Origin of the sequence: Nocardioides zeae, from assembly GCF_010686755.1 — a bacterium.
GTDB lineage: Bacteria > Actinomycetota > Actinomycetes > Propionibacteriales > Nocardioidaceae > Nocardioides > Nocardioides zeae.
On the sequence record NZ_JAAGXA010000008.1, the window covers coordinates 49,243 to 64,088 of the forward strand.

Sequence of the window (14,846 nt, forward strand, 5' to 3'; positions counted from 1 at the left end):
GAGTTGTCAGGTACGCCGTGGTGCGAGTGGGGGAGGCGTCGCTGCGTACGTGACAACTCGCCGCTGGTCTCGGGTCGGTCATCCACAGATCACCATCGAGAGGTGGTGTTCGTATGTCTGTTCGACTAGGGTCGGGGGCATGGATCGGGGGACCCACACCACAGCGACCGCGTTGATCGACGCGGTCCGCGAGCGCACGGCTGCGGCTCGTGTGGCGGAGGCGGCTGCGTTCGTCGCGGTGGGTGACTGGGCTTCCGCGCACACCTCGGACGCCGTCGTGGGTGATCCCCTTACGACGCTGGGCGAGTGGGACGCCGAGGCTCTGACTGGAGATCAGTTCCTCGAGCTGGGTGGGCCGGGGGCGCCGGTGGTCGCGGAGTTCTGCATCAGCGAGATCGCCGCAGCGCGGGGTTGCTCGTTCGACGCCGCGCGGCGGTTGGTCGGGGATGCGGTCGAGCTGCGGTACCGGCTGCCGCGGGTTCATGCGCGGATGGCTGCGGGTGAGGTCGACGTGTGGCGGGGTCGGCGGGTCGCGCAGGCCACGCGGTCGTTGACGTTCGAGGGGGCGGGGTTCGTCGACCGGCACATTGCGTACGTCGCGGGCAAGGCCACCGGTCCCGAGGTCGACCGGCTGGTGGCGGAGGCCGCAGCGCGGTTCGACCCCGAGACCACCGAGGCCGAGCGCCACGAGGCTGACGGCGACCGCTACCTGACGATCGACCTCGGCGACCTCGGCTACGCCGACCCACTGACCGGGACCCTGCGCGGCACCGTGAACGTCCACGGCAGCCTCGACCTCGCCGACGCGCTCGACCTCGAACGCTCCATCGCGCACGTCGCCCGCCAGCTCGGCGACCTCGGCTGCGACCCGAACCTGGATATCCGCCGGTCGATGGCCCTGGGTGAGATGGCGCGGCGCTGCGAGGGTGTCGCGACGTTGGAGTACGACGTGAAGAAGCCAACGCGGGCGCGGCGGGAGGTGGTGCTGTTCGTGCACCTCGACCAGGCGGCGATCACCGGCACCCTGAACGGGGTCGGTCCCGGGATCGATGCCTGCACCGGAATGACGGGCATCGACCTCGCCCGCCTCGACACCCCAGGCGCGCCCCGCGGGGCCGTGACGGTCGAGCAGGTCCAGTCCTGGTGCGGCTCGCCCGACACCACCATCACCATCCGGCCGATCATCGACCTCACCACCGAAGACGCCGTGAACGGCTACGCCCCGCCCGACCGGATCGCCGACCACGTCCGGGCCCGCTGGCCCAGGTGCGTCTTCCCCTACTGCACCCGCTCCTCACGGACCGCCGACCTCGACCACTGCGACGCCTATGAGCAGCACGGAGCGCTCGGCCAGACCTCCACCCGGAACCTGTTTCCGCTCTGTCGACGTCACCACCGCATGAAGACCCACCGCGAGATGGCGACGGGGAAACGGTGGGTCTACCGTCCCACCGCCCCCAACAACGGCGAACCACCCCACGCCCTCATCTGGACCAGCCCGCTCGGCCTGCGCTACCTCGTCGACCACGACGGCACCCGACCCTGGCCATCAGAGCCAGGGCGAGAACCAGACGCCACCTGAGCGACAAGCACACCGCCGCCCGCCCACACCCCGTGGCCGGGCGGCGCAGCATGCCCGCCGTAGGGCTTCAGATCCAGCGCGCCCCGATCTCGTCGTGGAGCTGCTGGGTCTTCTGCACCAGCAGCACCCCGTCCTCGACCTTCGTCTCGAGCCCGCACGCCTCGGCGATCCCGATGATGGCGTCGCGCGTCTCGGGGTCGTCGGCGGAGCTGCCGCCGTCCCACAGCTGCAACCAGCGGTCGGTGGAGTCGTCGCTCCCGCAGTCGGCCCAGACACGGCAGATCATGTCGAGCTCGTCCTGGGTCATGGGGCGGGTGGGGGTGGCGTACACAGCGGTCCTCTCGTCGTGGAGTCGGTCATCGGTCACAGGGCCGAGCCGCGGCCGCTCGTGCCTCCGCCACCGCGAGCCCGACCCTCCAATTGAGCAGAGGTCCGAGCGCCGGACAAGGAACGCACAGAATCGAGTGCAACTGGTCTAGTCCACCCGAGCCCAACCCGCCTGAACTGGGCGTTCGCGGTGTGGACTCGCGCGGTCCGGGTACTGAGCGACTCACCGAAAGCCGTTCGACGTCAGCGAGCGGCTCGACCCGAGGAGACCTGCATGAGCCAGACCGCACCCGCCGCCCCGAGCAGCAGCGCCCGCGTCATGACCATCATCGCCTTCGTGCTCGGCGCCATCGGCCTGATCTTCTTTCCCATCGTCTTCGGTCCCGTCGGCGCCGTCCTCGGCTTCATCGGACTCGCGAAGGGCGACCGCCTCGGCCTCTGGGCCGGCATCTTCTGCATTGCCGCCACGATCGCCGGCATCGCCCTCAGCTATGCCGTCTACAGCAACATGTGAGCGCACCTCGCGGATCGCTACGACGACCGGCGCCGGGACTCCCGGCGCCGGTCGTTCGCGTCACGGGCCGGTCAGGGGCACTCGAGCCCCGTCCGCTCGGCGAGCTGGGCCGGGGGGTCGCCGCGGCCGAGGGCGAGCGCGGTCTCGTCGAGCACGGAGGTGTAGTCGCCCTCGACGTCCATGGCCTGCGCGAACGGCGCCGTGCGGGCGGAGGACAGGGCGGTGACGGCCGCAGCGCTGTCGCCACCGGTGCCCACCTCCGCCACCCATCCGCAGACGAGGGTGTCGACGGCGGCGACGCCGAGCGTGTAGGTCGTGGCCACCGTCGCACCGTCGAGATCGGCCACCGCCGTGGACACGGCGACCGAGCGGTCGAGGCCCGGCGGCAGGTCGACGGTCGCGAACAGCGCGTCGAGCGCGGCGGGCTGGTCGGCGGCGATCACGACGTCGTCGGGGAGGTACGCCGACAGCTCACCGGCCGAGACCGGCTGCAGCACGTCGAGCACCGCGTCCAACCCCGCGGCGTCCACGCCCGAGACCCGCACCTCGAGGAAGAAGGCACCCACGGGCTCCGCGATGACCGCGTGGTCGTCGGGACCGTAGTCGAACCGCTCCGCGGGGCTGCCGAGCAGCGAGAGCGGGGTGGGAGCCGACACGTCCGCGCGGTCCACGCGGTAGGAGTCATGGGCGGCGGCGGGTCGCTGGTGGATCTCCACCTGCACCCCGCCGGGAGCGTCGTAGGCGAGCTCCCGCTCGTCCCCGGCGTCCCACACGTTCGCGATCTCCCACGCGGGGTCGCTCGCGACCACCCAGTCCCCGTCGGCGTACACCTCCGTCCCGGAGCCCGCCCAGCTGCCGGAGCGGTCGCTCGGCTCCTCGGAACCCCCATCCCCCAGGAACAGCGGACCGAGGCCGATGAGCGCGACGACGGAGGCGGCGGCGAGACCCACGAGCGCCGTACGCCGCGGGGTCCGCCACGCCGACGGCGTCCGCCGGGTCGCGGGCTCGGCCCGCAGCAGCTCCCCGAGGAGGGCGTGGCGTCCGTCGTGCAGCGGCAGGTCGCGCACCTGCTCGTCGGTGATCGGCGGCGGCAGCAGCCGTCGGAGGTCGTCGGTGGCGGTCATCGGGACTCCCCGGGGGTGAGGTCGGTCGTGGGCACGGCGTCGGGCGTGAGCTCACGCAGGCGACGGCGGGAGCGGGAGAGGCGGGTGCGGACGGCGATCGCGGAGGTGCCGAGCACCTCGGCGATCTCCCGGGGCTCCAGGCCCTCCCAGGCGGCGAGCTCGAGCACCTCGCGGTCGCGGGCGGCGAGCCGCGACAGCGCGTCGGCGGCCGCCAGGTGCTCCGTCACCGCGGTGGCGTGGTCGGGCACGACGACGCTCAGCTGGTGCCGGAGGCGGTCACCGAGCGCGACGCGGCGCGACCCGCCGCGCCGGTGGTTGTCGAGGGTGCGGCGGGCGACGCCGTACAACCACAGCCGCGTGCGCGGCTCCGCCGGTACGTCGCCGATCCGCCGCCACGCGACGAGGAACGTCTCCGCGACCACGTCGGCCGCGTCCTCGCTGACCTCGACGCGCCGCAGCGCGTAGCCCAGCATGGCGTCGAAGTGGGCGGCGTAGAGCCGCTGGAACCTCTCCTCGACGGGTTCCTCGACGTCGCGCCGGGGTGGCGGGTCGTGGGTCTGGCCGTCGGAGTGCTCGGTCATCAGGATCATGCTCCGTACGTGTCCGGCACCCGGCCCGACGTTGCGCGTCAGCCGCGGTTGCGTCGCCAGACCACGAGCGACTGGCCGGGGTCGGGACCCCGGAGCACCGGCAGGTTGGCCGGGCGGACCGCCGGGGCTGCCGTACGGCGCTGCGCCAGCGCCTGCCGCAGCGCGTCCCGGGTCGCCTCGAGCTCGGCCACCAGCTCGTCGTTGCGCGCCCGCAGCGCAGCGAGGTGGTTCTCCAGGTCGAGGATGCGGCGCACGCCCTCGATGCCCGTCCCGGCGGCGGTGAGCTCGGCGATGTCGCGGAGCCGGTCGACGTCGCGCGCCGAGTAGCGGCGACCGCCGCCGCCGGTGCGACCGGGGTTGATGAGACCCATGCGCTCGTAGGCGCGCAGCGTCTGCGGGTGCAGCCCCGTCAGCTCGGCGGCCACCGAGATGACGAAGACGGCGGCGTCGGGGTCCGGCGGCCCGGGACGCCGCGGACCACCCGCACCCCCCGGACCCGCCATCACGACTCCTCGAACAGTCCGGCCCGCAACGGCTTGCCGGCCACGGCAGCACGGTAGTTCTCGATCGCCTCGCGCGCTGCGGGATCCAGCGTGGCGGGCACCTGGACCTCGACGGTCGCGAGCAGGTCGCCCGTCGTGCCGTCCGCCCGCCGCGCGCCCTTGCCCCGCACGCGGAAGGTGCGGCCGTTCGGCGTCCCCGGCGGGATCCGGAGGGTCACCGGCGCACCCCCGAGCGTGGGCACCTTGATCTCCGCGCCGAGGGCGAGCTCGTCGAACCCGACGGGTACGTCGAGGGTGAGGTTGTCGTCCTTGCGGCCGAACACGCGGTGGCCGGCCACCTTGACGGTGACGAAGAGGTCACCCGCCGGACCGCCGTTCTCCCCCGGCGCGCCCTTGCCCCGCAGCCGGATGCGCTGCCCGTCCTTCACACCGGCCGGGATGCGGGCCTGGATGGTGCGCGCCGACGTGCCGCGCCCCGAGCCGTGGCAGGTGGGGCAGGACTCGTCGTACACCAGCTGCCGGCCGTGGCAGACCGGGCAGGTCTCGTTCATGGAGAACGCCCCGCCGACGGAGCCCGTGATGTAGCCCGCGCCCTCGCACTCCGTGCAGATGTGCGGCTTCGTGCCGGGCTTGCCGCCCGTGCCGCTGCACGTCGAGCAGGCGGCCTCGCTGCTCAGCCGCAGGGAGATCGTGACGCCCTCGAGCGCGTCGGTGAAGCTGATCGTCGCGGTGCTCTCGACGTCGGCGCCCTTGGTGGCGCGGCTGCGGGTCTGCTGCCGGCGGCCGAAGAGGTCGCCGAACATGTCGCCCAGGCCCCCGGCGCCGCCGGCGCCACCGCGGTCGCGCAGCAGGTCGGACAGGTCGAACCCGCCCCCGCCGCCACCACCGCCGAAGCCGCCCCCGAAGGACGGTGCGGACCGGATGTCGTCGTACTGCTTCCGCTTCGCCGGGTCGCCGATGACGTCGTAGGCCTCGGCGACCTTCTTGAACGTCTCGTGCTTCGCGGTGTCCCCGGGGTTGGAGTCGGGGTGATTGGCGCGCGCGAGCTTGCGGTAGGCCTTCTTGATGTCGTCGGCGGAGGCGTCCTTGCCCACCCCGAGCACCTTGTAGAAGTCCTTCGTCGCCCAGTCGGCGTTGCTCATCCGCGCACCTCCTCCTCGAGATCACTCATCAGTCGTGGGTCCGCCGGGCCCGGGAGGTCCCGGGCCCGGCGGAACGGTCGTCAGTCCTCGGGATCGACGACCAGCACCTGCGCCGCGCGCACCACGCGGTCACCCATGCGGTAGCCCGCCTTGGCGACGACCTTCACCGTCTGCACGGTGACGTCCGCATCGGTGCCGAGGTGCGACAGCGCCTCGTGCAGGTTGGGGTCGAACGCGTCGCCCGGCGCGCCGAAGCGGGTCAGGCCCTGCGCGCCCACGACACGCTCCAGCTGGTCGGCCACCGCCTTGAAGCCGCCCTCGAGGGGGCCGTGCTCCTGGGCGCGGTCGATCGTGTCGAGCACCTCGATCACGGGGGTGAGCACCTTGTACGCCGCGTTCTGCGCCAGCAGCTCGCGGTCGCGCTCGACCCGTCGCTTGTAGTTGAGGAACTCGGCCTGCAGCCGCTGGAGGTCGGCCGTGCGCTCGGCCAGCTCCATCTGCGTCACGGCGAGCTCGTCGGACGCCGCCGTGTGCTCGGCGGCGCCGGCGCCCCCGCCGTCGGCCTGCGCGGCGTCGGGCTGGGCCTCGGGCTCGTGCACGTCCGGGGCGTCACCCTCGGCGATGTGCGACTCCGTCGGCTCCTCCACCGACGGGTCGTTCACCTCCTCGCGGTCACCGTCGCCGGGAGCGGTCACTTGCTCTCACCCTCGGGGGTCTCGTCGACGATCTCGGCGTCGACGACGTCGTCGTCGGCCTCGCCCGTCGAGCCGGTGCTCCCACCGGCCGCGGCCTGGTCGGCCTCGGCCTGCGCGTAGAGCGCGGCACCCATCTTCTGGCTCGAGGTGTTGAGCTTCTGCACGCCGGCCTCGATCTCCTCCGAGGTGGCGTCCTCCTTGGCGAGCGTCTCCTTGAGCGCGTCGACGTCGGCCTGCACCTCGGTCTTCACGTCCTCGGGCAGCTTCTCGGCGTTCTCGCCGAGGAACTTCTCGGTCGTGTAGACGAGCTGGTCGGCGGTGTTGCGGGCCTCGACCGCGGCGCGACGCTGGGCGTCCTCCTCGGCGTACTGCTCGGCCTCCTTCACCATGCGGTCGATCTCGTCCTTGCCGAGCGCCGAGCCGCCGGAGATCGTCATCGACTGCTCCTTGCCGGAGCCCTGGTCCTTCGCCGAGACGTGGACGATGCCGTTGGCGTCGATGTCGAACGTGACCTCGATCTTCGGCACGCCGCGCGGGGCCGGCGGGAGGCCGGTCAGCTCGAAGTTGCCGAGCGGCTGGTTCTGCGCCCAGATCTGGCGCTCGCCCTGCGCGACCTTGATCTCGACGGACGGCTGGTTGTCGTCGGCCGTCGTGAAGATCTCGCTGCGCTTCGTCGGGATCGTCGTGTTGCGCTCGATGAGGGTGGTCATGATGCCGCCCTTCGTCTCGATGCCGAGGCTCAGCGGCGTGACGTCGAGGAGCAGCACGTCCTTGACCTCGCCCTTGAGCACACCGGCCTGCAGCGCGGCACCGAGGGCCACGACCTCGTCGGGGTTGACGCCCTTGTTGGGCTCCTTGCCGCCGAGCAGCTCCTTGACGAGCTCCGGCACGGCCGGCATGCGGGTCGAGCCGCCGACGAGCACCACGTGGTCGATCGCGGAGACCGCGACGCCGCCGTCCTTCAGCACCTGCTGGAAGGGCGCCTTCGTGCGGTCGAGCAGGTCGGCCGTGATGCGCTGGAACTCGCCGCGCGTCAGCTTCTCCTCGAAGTGGAGCGGGCCCGACTCGCCGTGCGTGATGTAGGGCAGGTGGATCGTGGTCTCGCTCGAGGACGACAGCTCGATCTTCGCCTTCTCCGCGGCCTCCTGGAGACGCTGGGCGGCGATCTTGTCGGCGGCGAGGTCGACGCCGTTGGCGTCCTTGAACTTCTTCACCATCCACTCGACGACGCGCTTGTCCCAGTCGTCACCACCGAGCTCGTTGTCGCCGCTCGTGGCCTTGACCTCGACGACGCCCTCACCGATCTCCAGCAGCGAGACGTCGAACGTGCCGCCACCGAGGTCGAAGACGAGGATCGTCTGGTCGTCGCCCTTGTCGAGGCCGTAGGCGAGCGCGGCCGCGGTCGGCTCGTTGACGATGCGCTGCACGTTGAGGCCCGCGATCTCGCCGGCCTCCTTCGTGGCCTGGCGCTGGGCGTCGGAGAAGTAGGCCGGGACGGTGATGACCGCGTCGGTCACGGTCTCGCCCAGGTAGGCCTCCGCGTCGCGCTTCAGCTTCTGCAGCACGAAGGCGCTGATCTGCTGGGGCGTGAAGGTCTTGTCGTCGAGCTTGGTCTTCCAGTCCGTGCCCATGTGGCGCTTGACGGAGCGGATGGTGCGGTCGACGTTGGTGACCGCCTGACGCTTGGCGACCTCGCCGACGAGGACCTCGCCGGACTTGGAGAACGCGACGACCGAGGGGGTCGTCCGGGCGCCCTCGGCGTTCGCGATGACCGTGGGCTCTCCGCCCTCGAGGACCGCGACGACCGAGTTCGTCGTACCGAGGTCGATGCCGACTGCGCGAGCCATGTGTGCCTCCTGCTGCGTGGGTGTGCTGACGTGGATGTCCGTCGGGCCGGTCCGTCAGGCGCTGCGAGCGCCTCGGCACCGGGCGTGCTTCCCATGGTGCGTCGCCGGAGGTCGTCTCGCAAGTTACCTGAGTCAGATCGACTCAACTTTCTTGCCAGGTAGAACGCCGGTGACCGCTGGATCATCCCGACGGCGGGAGTGATGCCGGTCACCGCGCGCCCCACGAACGGTCGTGGCCCCAGCGCGACGGAATCCGGTGCGCGGGGGCCACGACGGCGGTGGTCGGCGGAGGGGTCAGCCGATGGTGACGCTGACCTCGTTGGAGGTGACGTCGGCGGACGGGTCGATCGCGCGGATGCGGTTCTCGCCGGGCCGGCCGAGGGCGATGTAGGTGCTGAACAGCTCGCCCGAGACAGCGGCGTTGGCGGCGATGTCGTTCCAGCTGCCGTCGGTGAACCGCTGGATGGTGAGGATCGCGCCGTCGCCGCCGGTGTAGATGCCCGACACGTCGATCCGCTCCATGGGGCCGGCCGTCGTCATGCTCACCTGCAGCGTGATCTCGCCCTCGGCGGCCTCGGTGGTGGTCGTCGTCGGTTCGGTCGGCTCCGTGGGCGCGGACTCCTCGCCGCCCTCGCCCTCGTCGCCCGGCGTGAGCGTGATGAGGGGACCGCTCGAGGTCGGCGTCTCCGTGACGGGCGGGAGCGAGAGCGTGGGCTCGACGGCCGCACCCCCGCCGCCACCACCGCCACCACCGTTCAGGCCGAACACGCGGGCACCACCGAGGGCGACGACGCCCACGATGAGACCGACGATGAGGCTCACGCCGACGAGCGCGATGACGCCCACCAGGACCGGCCGGTCCTCCGTCTCGTCCACCACGTCGTCGACTCCCGTCACGTCGGCTCCGGGGCCCCACGGCTCCCGCGTCGGGCCATTGTCGTCGGCGGGCGCCCCCGCGCCAACACCGACCCGGACCTCAGGGCTCGCGCACCCGCAGCACGACCTCGTGCACGGGCGCCGCCTTCGGCGTCGCGTCGCCGCAGCTCGCGGGGCTCGGCACGCCGGGGTGCGACGTCACCGCGGCGTACCAACGCACCGCGTCACCGCGCACCTCCAGCTCCACCCAGCCGTCCCCCCGGCCGACGACCGCGACCTCGTCGACGCCCCGGACCCCGAGGCGGCGCCGCAGCACGAGCTCGGCCGCCTGGACGGTCGCCGGCACCCCGACGCGACCACGGGCGACGTCGAGCGGGATCCGGCCCTCCGCGAGCTCCGCGCAGGCGGCCAGCGCCGTCACCGGGTCGAGCCGCCCGAGGGCGACCCCGGCGGGGAGCGCGAGCAGCGTGGCCGAGAACCGGTGCCCGCCCAGGTGGGTCGTCTCCCAGGTCGCCTCCGGCCAGCGCTCGGCGAGGGCCGCGGCGACCGGACGGCCCAGCTCCGCGCAGCAGACATCGCGGCGACCGTTGGTGCAGACGAGCCAGAGGGGACCCTCGTACGGCGCCGCCCCGGCCAGGCGCCCGGCCGCCAGGTCCGCGGGGTCGTGGTCGAGGAGGTCCCGCACGTCGCCGACCTCGAGCCGGGTCACCGCGAGCCCCGGGGCGTCCTCCGCGGGTCGCGCCGCCAGCACCGTGCGGCGCGACCCGGGCTCGGCGCGGCCGGGGCGACGCACCAGCTGCACCCGCACGTCCGGCGCCCCCGGCGCCACGTGCGCACCCAGCCCGCCGAGCAGCGCCGCGACGTCGTCGGGCAGCTCGCTCTGCCGGAGGGCCTTGCGGCCCCACGGGCCGGGCTGCTCGACGAGGAGCCAGACGCCCTCCCCCGGCGCGGTGCCGGACTGGTCCTCGCCGGCGGCGGCGCTGAGGGCGGTGCAGCGGTCGGTCACCCCGCCATCATGACGGGCCCGGCTGCGGCAGGACCGGCCGGCCACGCTGCCACACGCCCGCGACGAGAGGCACCCCCGGCCGGTAGGCGAGGTGCCCGTGGCTCGGTGCGTCGAGCAGCACGAGGTCGGCCCGCGCCCCGGGCACGAGCCGGCCGACGTCGTCGCGCGCCAGGGCCCGTGCGCCCCCGCGCGTCGCGGCCAGCACGGCCTCCGTGGGGGTCATGCCCATCTCGCGGACCGCGAGGGCCACGCAGAAGGGCAGCGAGCTGGTGAAGCTCGACCCCGGGTTGCAGTCCGAGGCGAGCGCGACGTGGACGCCGGCGTCGAGCAGCCGTCGCGCGTCGGGGTAGGGCTGCCGCGTCGAGAACTCCACCCCCGGCAGCAGCGTCGCCGTGGTGCCGGAGTCCGCGAGCGCCGCCACGTCGGCGTCGTCGAGGTAGGTGCAGTGGTCGACGGCCGCCAGTCCCAGCTCGCAGGCCAGCCGCACCCCCGGACCGGGGCCGAGCTGGTTGGCGTGGAGCCGACCGTCCAGCCCGGCGGCGGCACCCGCCGCGAGCACCGCCCGGGCCTGGTCGACGTCGAACGCGCCGGTCTCGCAGAAGACGTCGATCCAGCGCGCGTGGGGGGCGCAGGCCGCGAGCATCGGCCCCGTCACCAGGTCGACGTACGCCGCGACGTCGCCCGGGATGCCGCCGGGGCCGTCCGGGACGACGTGCGCCCCCAGGTACGTCGTCTCCTCCGTCAGCCGTCGAGCCACGGCCAGGCTGCGGGCCTCGTCGCGCACGGTCAGCCCGTAGCCCGACTTGATCTCGACGGTCGTCGTGCCCTGGCGCAGCATCTCCCCCACCAGCCGGGCGGCCCCGGCCAGGAGGACCTCGTCGGACGCCGCCCGGGTGGCGGCGACGGTGGTGCGGATGCCGCCCGCGGCGTACGGCTCCCCGGCCACCCGCGCCGCGAACTCGGCCGACCGGTCGCCCGCGAAGACGAGGTGCGCGTGGGAGTCGACGAACCCGGGGACGACGGCGCGTCCGCCCGCGTCGACGTGGACGTCGGCCGCGAGCGCGGCGGAGCGCGCCTCCTCCGCGGTGCCGACCCAGGCGACGCGGTCGCCGTCGAGCACCAGCGCGGCCCGCTCGACCACGAGCGGGAGCTCGGGACCCTCGTCGCCCGGCAGGCGTCCGGTGAGGAGCTCGCCGATGCCGGTGAGGAGGGCGCTCACGGGCGCTCCCCGAGCGCCGCCAGCGCCGCCAGGGCCTCCAGGGCCTCCGCGAGGAGCGCGCCCACGGCGGGCGCGTCCGCCGCGCGGTGCACGACCCGCCCGTCGGCGACGACGTGGACCACGTCGGCGGCGCTCGCGGCGAAGACCGCCGTGTGCTCGTCGGCGCCCGTGCCCGCCGTGCGGGGCGAGGCCGTGTCGAGGGTGACGAGGTCCGCCCGGGCGCCGACCGCGATGCGTCCCGCGTCGCGCACCCCGAGCGAGGCGTGGCCGTCGACGGTGCCGGCGCGGAGCAGCTCGGCGGCCGTGAAGTGGCCGCGGCGCTGCGCCGCCAGCCGCTCGTGCATCTCGACGGCCCGCATCTCCTCGAAGGGGTCGACGACGGCGTGGCTGTCGCTGCCGAGCGTCAGCCGGGCGCCCGCGTCGACGAGCGCGCGGGCCGGTCCGATGCCGTCGCCCAGGTCGCGCTCGGTCGTGGGGCAGAACGCGACGTACGCCCCCGCGGAGCCGATCGTCCCGACGTCGGCGGGGGTCAGGTGGGTGGCGTGCACGAGGCTCGTCATCGGCCCCAGCATGCCGTGACGGGCCAGCAGCCCGGTCGGCGTCAGGCCCGTGGCGGCGCGGCACTGCTCGTTCTCCGCCACCTGCTCGGAGAGGTGGACGTGCACCGGCTCGGCGCCCCCGCCGACCCCGGCCCGGGCCAGCTCCTCCAGCGCGGCCACGGGCACGGCTCGCACCGAGTGGAGGGCCGTGCCGACGTGCGCGGTCGCGTCGTGCGCGGCGACCACCTCGCGCAGGTCGGCGTGGCGACGGAGCCAGGCGGCGGCAGAGCCGTCGTCGAAGCGTCGCTGGACCCCCTCGGTCGGGCGCCCGAACCCGGCGGCCAGGTAGCACGTGTCGAGCAGCGTCACCCGCATCCCCACCTCGGCCGCGGCCTCCAGCACGGCGAGCGCCATCGCGTGCGGGCCGCCGTCGTCCGCGCCGTACGGCGTGCCGTCGGGCCGGTGGTGCACGTAGTGGAACTCGCCCACGGTCGTGATCCCGGCGGCGAGCATCTCGCCGAGGACGGCGCGGGCGAGCAGCCGGTACGACGCGGGGTCGAGCCGTGAGGCCAGGCCGTACATGTCGTCGCGCCACGTCCAGAACGAGCCCCCGCCGCGCTGCACCCGCCCGCGGAGGGCCCGGTGGAAGAGGTGGGAGTGGGTGTTGGCGAGGCCCGGGAGGGTCAGGCCGACGAGGCGCTCGGCCCCCGCAGCCACCGCGTCGTCGGGCCCCTCCGCGCGGCGTACCTCGACGAAGCGCCCGCGCTCGATGCGCACGACGACGTCGTCGTGCACCCGGGGCGCCTCGCCGGGCAGGGCGAGCCACGCACGCTCGAGGCGGTAGGTCGTCGTCACGGTGCCGATCCCACGCCCCGCGAGCGGCGGGGTCAACGCTCGACCACCTCGCGGCGTCTCGGATGCGAGACGACCGACCGACCTGAGAGTGTGGCCCCATGGAGTTCTCCGAGGTGGTGCGCCGGCGCCGCATGGTGCGCCGCTACGCCGACCGTCCCGTCGACCCCGCGCTCGTCGACCGCATGCTCGAGCACGCCACCCGCGCGCCCAGTGCGGGCTTCAGCCAGGGCTGGGCCTTCCTCCGCCTCGACACCCCCGTCGACGTCGCACGGTTCTGGGAGGTGACGACGCCGGAGCACGCCGACCCCGAGAGCCGCTGGCTGGCGGGGATGCGGTCGGCCCCGGTCGTCATCGTGCCCCTCACGTCGAAGGACGCCTACCTCGACCGCTACGCCGCCCCCGACAAGGGCTGGACCGATCGCGACGAGGCGCGGTGGCCGGTGCCGTACTGGTACGTCGACGCCGGCATGGCGACCCTCCTGATCCTGCAGACCGTCGTCGAGGAGGGCCTGGGCGCCTGCTTCTTCGGCATCACGCCGTCGCGCGTCGACGACTTCCGCGCGGCGTTCGGCGTGCCCGCGGCGTACCAGCCCCTCGGCGCCGTCACCATCGGTCACCGCCACCCCGACGACACCGGCTCGCGCGGGTCACCGGCGCGGCGGGAGCGGCGTGCTGTCGACGAGGTCGTGCACCGGGGCTACTGGGGCGGCTGACCGCGCTCCCGGCGGCGCCACGTCGGTCGCGCACGTCTGGAGCAGGGCCTCCCCCACCAGGGTGTTGAAGGCCGACAGGTCGGGCGTCACCGTGTCGAGGTCACGCCCCGTCACGGCCACCGTCACCGACCGCTGCCCGTCGGCCGAGGCGTACGACACCGTCCACGTGCCGTAGCTCGCCCCGTCGTGGCCGTGGAGGTAGCTCCCCGGCTCGCAGGGGTCGGGCAGGCGGTAGCTGCCCAGCCCGTACTCCATCGGCCCCGCCGCGACCACCTGGCGCATCAGCCGCACCGACCCCGCGCCGAGGAGCTTGCCGGTGCCGAGGGCCCGCTGGAAGCGGTTGAGGTCCTCCGCCGACGTGACCAGGCCGCCCGCGGCCCCGAACAGCGTCGGGTCGAAGGCGGACAGGTCGACCCGCTCCCCGCCCACCGTCGCGTACTCCGTCAGCGCGTCCTCGGGCAGCTGCGGGCCGCCGGGCAGCGACGTCCGCCACATGCCGGCCGGCACGAGCACCCAGCTCCGCAGCAGGTCTCCGAGCCGCTGCCCGGTGACGCGCTGGAGCAGCTCGCCCACGACGACGAAGCCCGTGTTGGAGTAGACGAACTCGCCCCGCGGCGTCCACGGCGCGCCCGCGCCGTGGTCGATGAGCTCCCCGGGCTCGCGCGGCTCGCCGAGCACCTCGAGGAAGCGCTCGGTCGAGAAGTCGCCGTCGCTCTCCGTCACGAGGAGCGGCGTCAGGTATTCCGGCAGCCCGGCCGTGTGGCTCAGCAGCTCGCGCACGGTCACATCGCCGTGCTCCCCGAGCAGGCCCGGCGCGACCTCGTCCACCGTCGTGTCCAGCCGCCACAGGCCCCGCTCCTGGGCCTTCAGCGCGAGCACGGCGACGAGCATCTTGGTCGTGCTCGCGGAGCGGAACCGGTCGCGGGCCGCGGCAGGCTCCGACGAGGCCAGGTCGCGCACGCCGTCGGCGCCGGACCACCGGCCCCGCTCGCCCCGGACCTCGCCGACCACGGCGACGTGCTCCTCGTCGACCGCCGCGGCCATGGCGGCCTCGAGCGCCGCCGTGTCGTAGGGCAGGGGCGCGGCCGCCTGCTGCACCCGCTGCTCCGCGGGGGCCGCCGCACTCGTGGCGGCCTGGGCGGCGTGGGCGGCCTGGGCGGCGGCCGGCGCCACCAGGGTCAGGACGGCGGCGCTCGCGAGCGTCGCGACCCGGTGCAGGGACCGGCGGCCGGTCGGTGTCGTCGTCTTCTCGTTCATGGGTGCTCCCCCTCCGTGGCCGTGGCCACCCCGCCCGTCGGGGTCTGCCGAGATCAG

15 protein-coding genes are annotated in these 14,846 nt (G+C 74.0%); 3 read left to right on the forward strand and 12 right to left on the reverse strand.

Annotation, left to right across the window (positions count from 1 at the left end; genetic code table 11):
- The first annotated feature begins 139 nt into the window (after window positions 1–139).
- The gene (locus tag G3T38_RS12445) at window positions 140–1,582 is read left to right on the forward strand and encodes an HNH endonuclease signature motif containing protein (RefSeq protein ID WP_163772636.1); all 1,443 of its coding nucleotides are present in this window, start codon (window positions 140–142) and stop codon (window positions 1,580–1,582) included.
- A 67-nt stretch (window positions 1,583–1,649) separates the two neighbouring features.
- Here the strand turns inward: G3T38_RS12445 and G3T38_RS12450 are convergent, their stop codons facing one another.
- On the reverse strand, window positions 1,650–1,913 hold the full coding sequence (locus tag G3T38_RS12450; protein WP_163772637.1) for a hypothetical protein: 264 nt from the start codon (window positions 1,911–1,913) through the stop codon (window positions 1,650–1,652).
- A 270-nt stretch (window positions 1,914–2,183) separates the two neighbouring features.
- On the opposite strand from G3T38_RS12450, the gene G3T38_RS12455 reads away from it, so the two are divergent.
- Window positions 2,184–2,423 (forward strand): hypothetical protein, encoded by a 240-nt coding sequence (locus G3T38_RS12455; protein WP_163772638.1) that lies wholly within the window; start codon window positions 2,184–2,186, stop codon window positions 2,421–2,423.
- A gap of 71 nt (window positions 2,424–2,494) precedes the next feature.
- On the opposite strand, the gene G3T38_RS12460 is transcribed toward G3T38_RS12455, so the two are convergent.
- The 10 genes from G3T38_RS12460 to G3T38_RS12505 form a co-directional block, all read right to left on the reverse strand.
- Window positions 2,495–3,547: a hypothetical protein gene (locus tag G3T38_RS12460; protein ID WP_163772639.1), complete on the reverse strand. Its 1,053-nt coding sequence runs from the start codon at window positions 3,545–3,547 to the stop codon at window positions 2,495–2,497.
- Window positions 3,544–4,128 (reverse strand): RNA polymerase sigma factor, encoded by a 585-nt coding sequence (locus G3T38_RS12465; protein WP_163772640.1) that lies wholly within the window; start codon window positions 4,126–4,128, stop codon window positions 3,544–3,546. The genes G3T38_RS12460 and G3T38_RS12465 overlap by 4 nt, the downstream gene beginning before the upstream one ends.
- Window positions 4,129–4,175: 47 nt before the next feature.
- Entirely contained in the window at window positions 4,176–4,640 is a 465-nt protein-coding gene (locus G3T38_RS12470; protein WP_163772641.1) for a heat shock protein transcriptional repressor HspR, read from the reverse strand.
- The gene (gene dnaJ / locus G3T38_RS12475; RefSeq protein WP_163772642.1) at window positions 4,640–5,782 is read right to left on the reverse strand and encodes a molecular chaperone DnaJ; all 1,143 of its coding nucleotides are present in this window, start codon (window positions 5,780–5,782) and stop codon (window positions 4,640–4,642) included. Before dnaJ ends, G3T38_RS12470 begins: the two co-directional genes overlap by 1 nt.
- Window positions 5,783–5,862: 80 nt before the next feature.
- A complete protein-coding gene (grpE, locus tag G3T38_RS12480) occupies window positions 5,863–6,477 on the reverse strand; it encodes a nucleotide exchange factor GrpE (protein WP_163772643.1) in 615 nt (204 codons plus the stop codon).
- The gene (dnaK, locus tag G3T38_RS12485) at window positions 6,474–8,324 is read right to left on the reverse strand and encodes a molecular chaperone DnaK (protein ID WP_163772644.1); all 1,851 of its coding nucleotides are present in this window, start codon (window positions 8,322–8,324) and stop codon (window positions 6,474–6,476) included. Before dnaK ends, grpE begins: the two co-directional genes overlap by 4 nt.
- A gap of 294 nt (window positions 8,325–8,618) precedes the next feature.
- Window positions 8,619–9,221, reverse strand: coding sequence for a hypothetical protein (locus G3T38_RS12490; RefSeq protein WP_163772645.1), 603 nt, complete (start codon window positions 9,219–9,221; stop codon window positions 8,619–8,621).
- A 79-nt stretch (window positions 9,222–9,300) separates the two neighbouring features.
- Window positions 9,301–10,206 carry a sucrase ferredoxin gene (locus G3T38_RS22695; RefSeq protein ID WP_163772646.1) on the reverse strand — a complete coding sequence of 302 codons (906 nt, stop codon included), beginning with the start codon at window positions 10,204–10,206 and terminating at the stop codon, window positions 9,301–9,303.
- Window positions 10,207–10,213: 7 nt separating this feature from the next.
- Entirely contained in the window at window positions 10,214–11,425 is a 1,212-nt protein-coding gene (hutI, locus tag G3T38_RS12500; protein ID WP_163772647.1) for an imidazolonepropionase, read from the reverse strand.
- Window positions 11,422–12,819, reverse strand: a complete 1,398-nt coding sequence (locus G3T38_RS12505) for a formimidoylglutamate deiminase (RefSeq protein ID WP_163772648.1) — start codon at window positions 12,817–12,819, stop codon at window positions 11,422–11,424. The genes hutI and G3T38_RS12505 overlap by 4 nt, the downstream gene beginning before the upstream one ends.
- Window positions 12,820–12,917: 98 nt before the next feature.
- Between G3T38_RS12505 and G3T38_RS12510 the strand changes: the two genes are divergently transcribed.
- On the forward strand, window positions 12,918–13,532 hold the full coding sequence (locus tag G3T38_RS12510; protein ID WP_163772649.1) for a nitroreductase family protein: 615 nt from the start codon (window positions 12,918–12,920) through the stop codon (window positions 13,530–13,532).
- On the opposite strand, the gene G3T38_RS12515 is transcribed toward G3T38_RS12510, so the two are convergent.
- Window positions 13,467–14,789 carry a serine hydrolase domain-containing protein gene (locus G3T38_RS12515; protein WP_163772650.1) on the reverse strand — a complete coding sequence of 441 codons (1,323 nt, stop codon included), beginning with the start codon at window positions 14,787–14,789 and terminating at the stop codon, window positions 13,467–13,469. The two genes, G3T38_RS12510 and G3T38_RS12515, sit on opposite strands and share 66 nt — an antisense overlap.
- Window positions 14,790–14,846 lie beyond the last annotated feature (57 nt).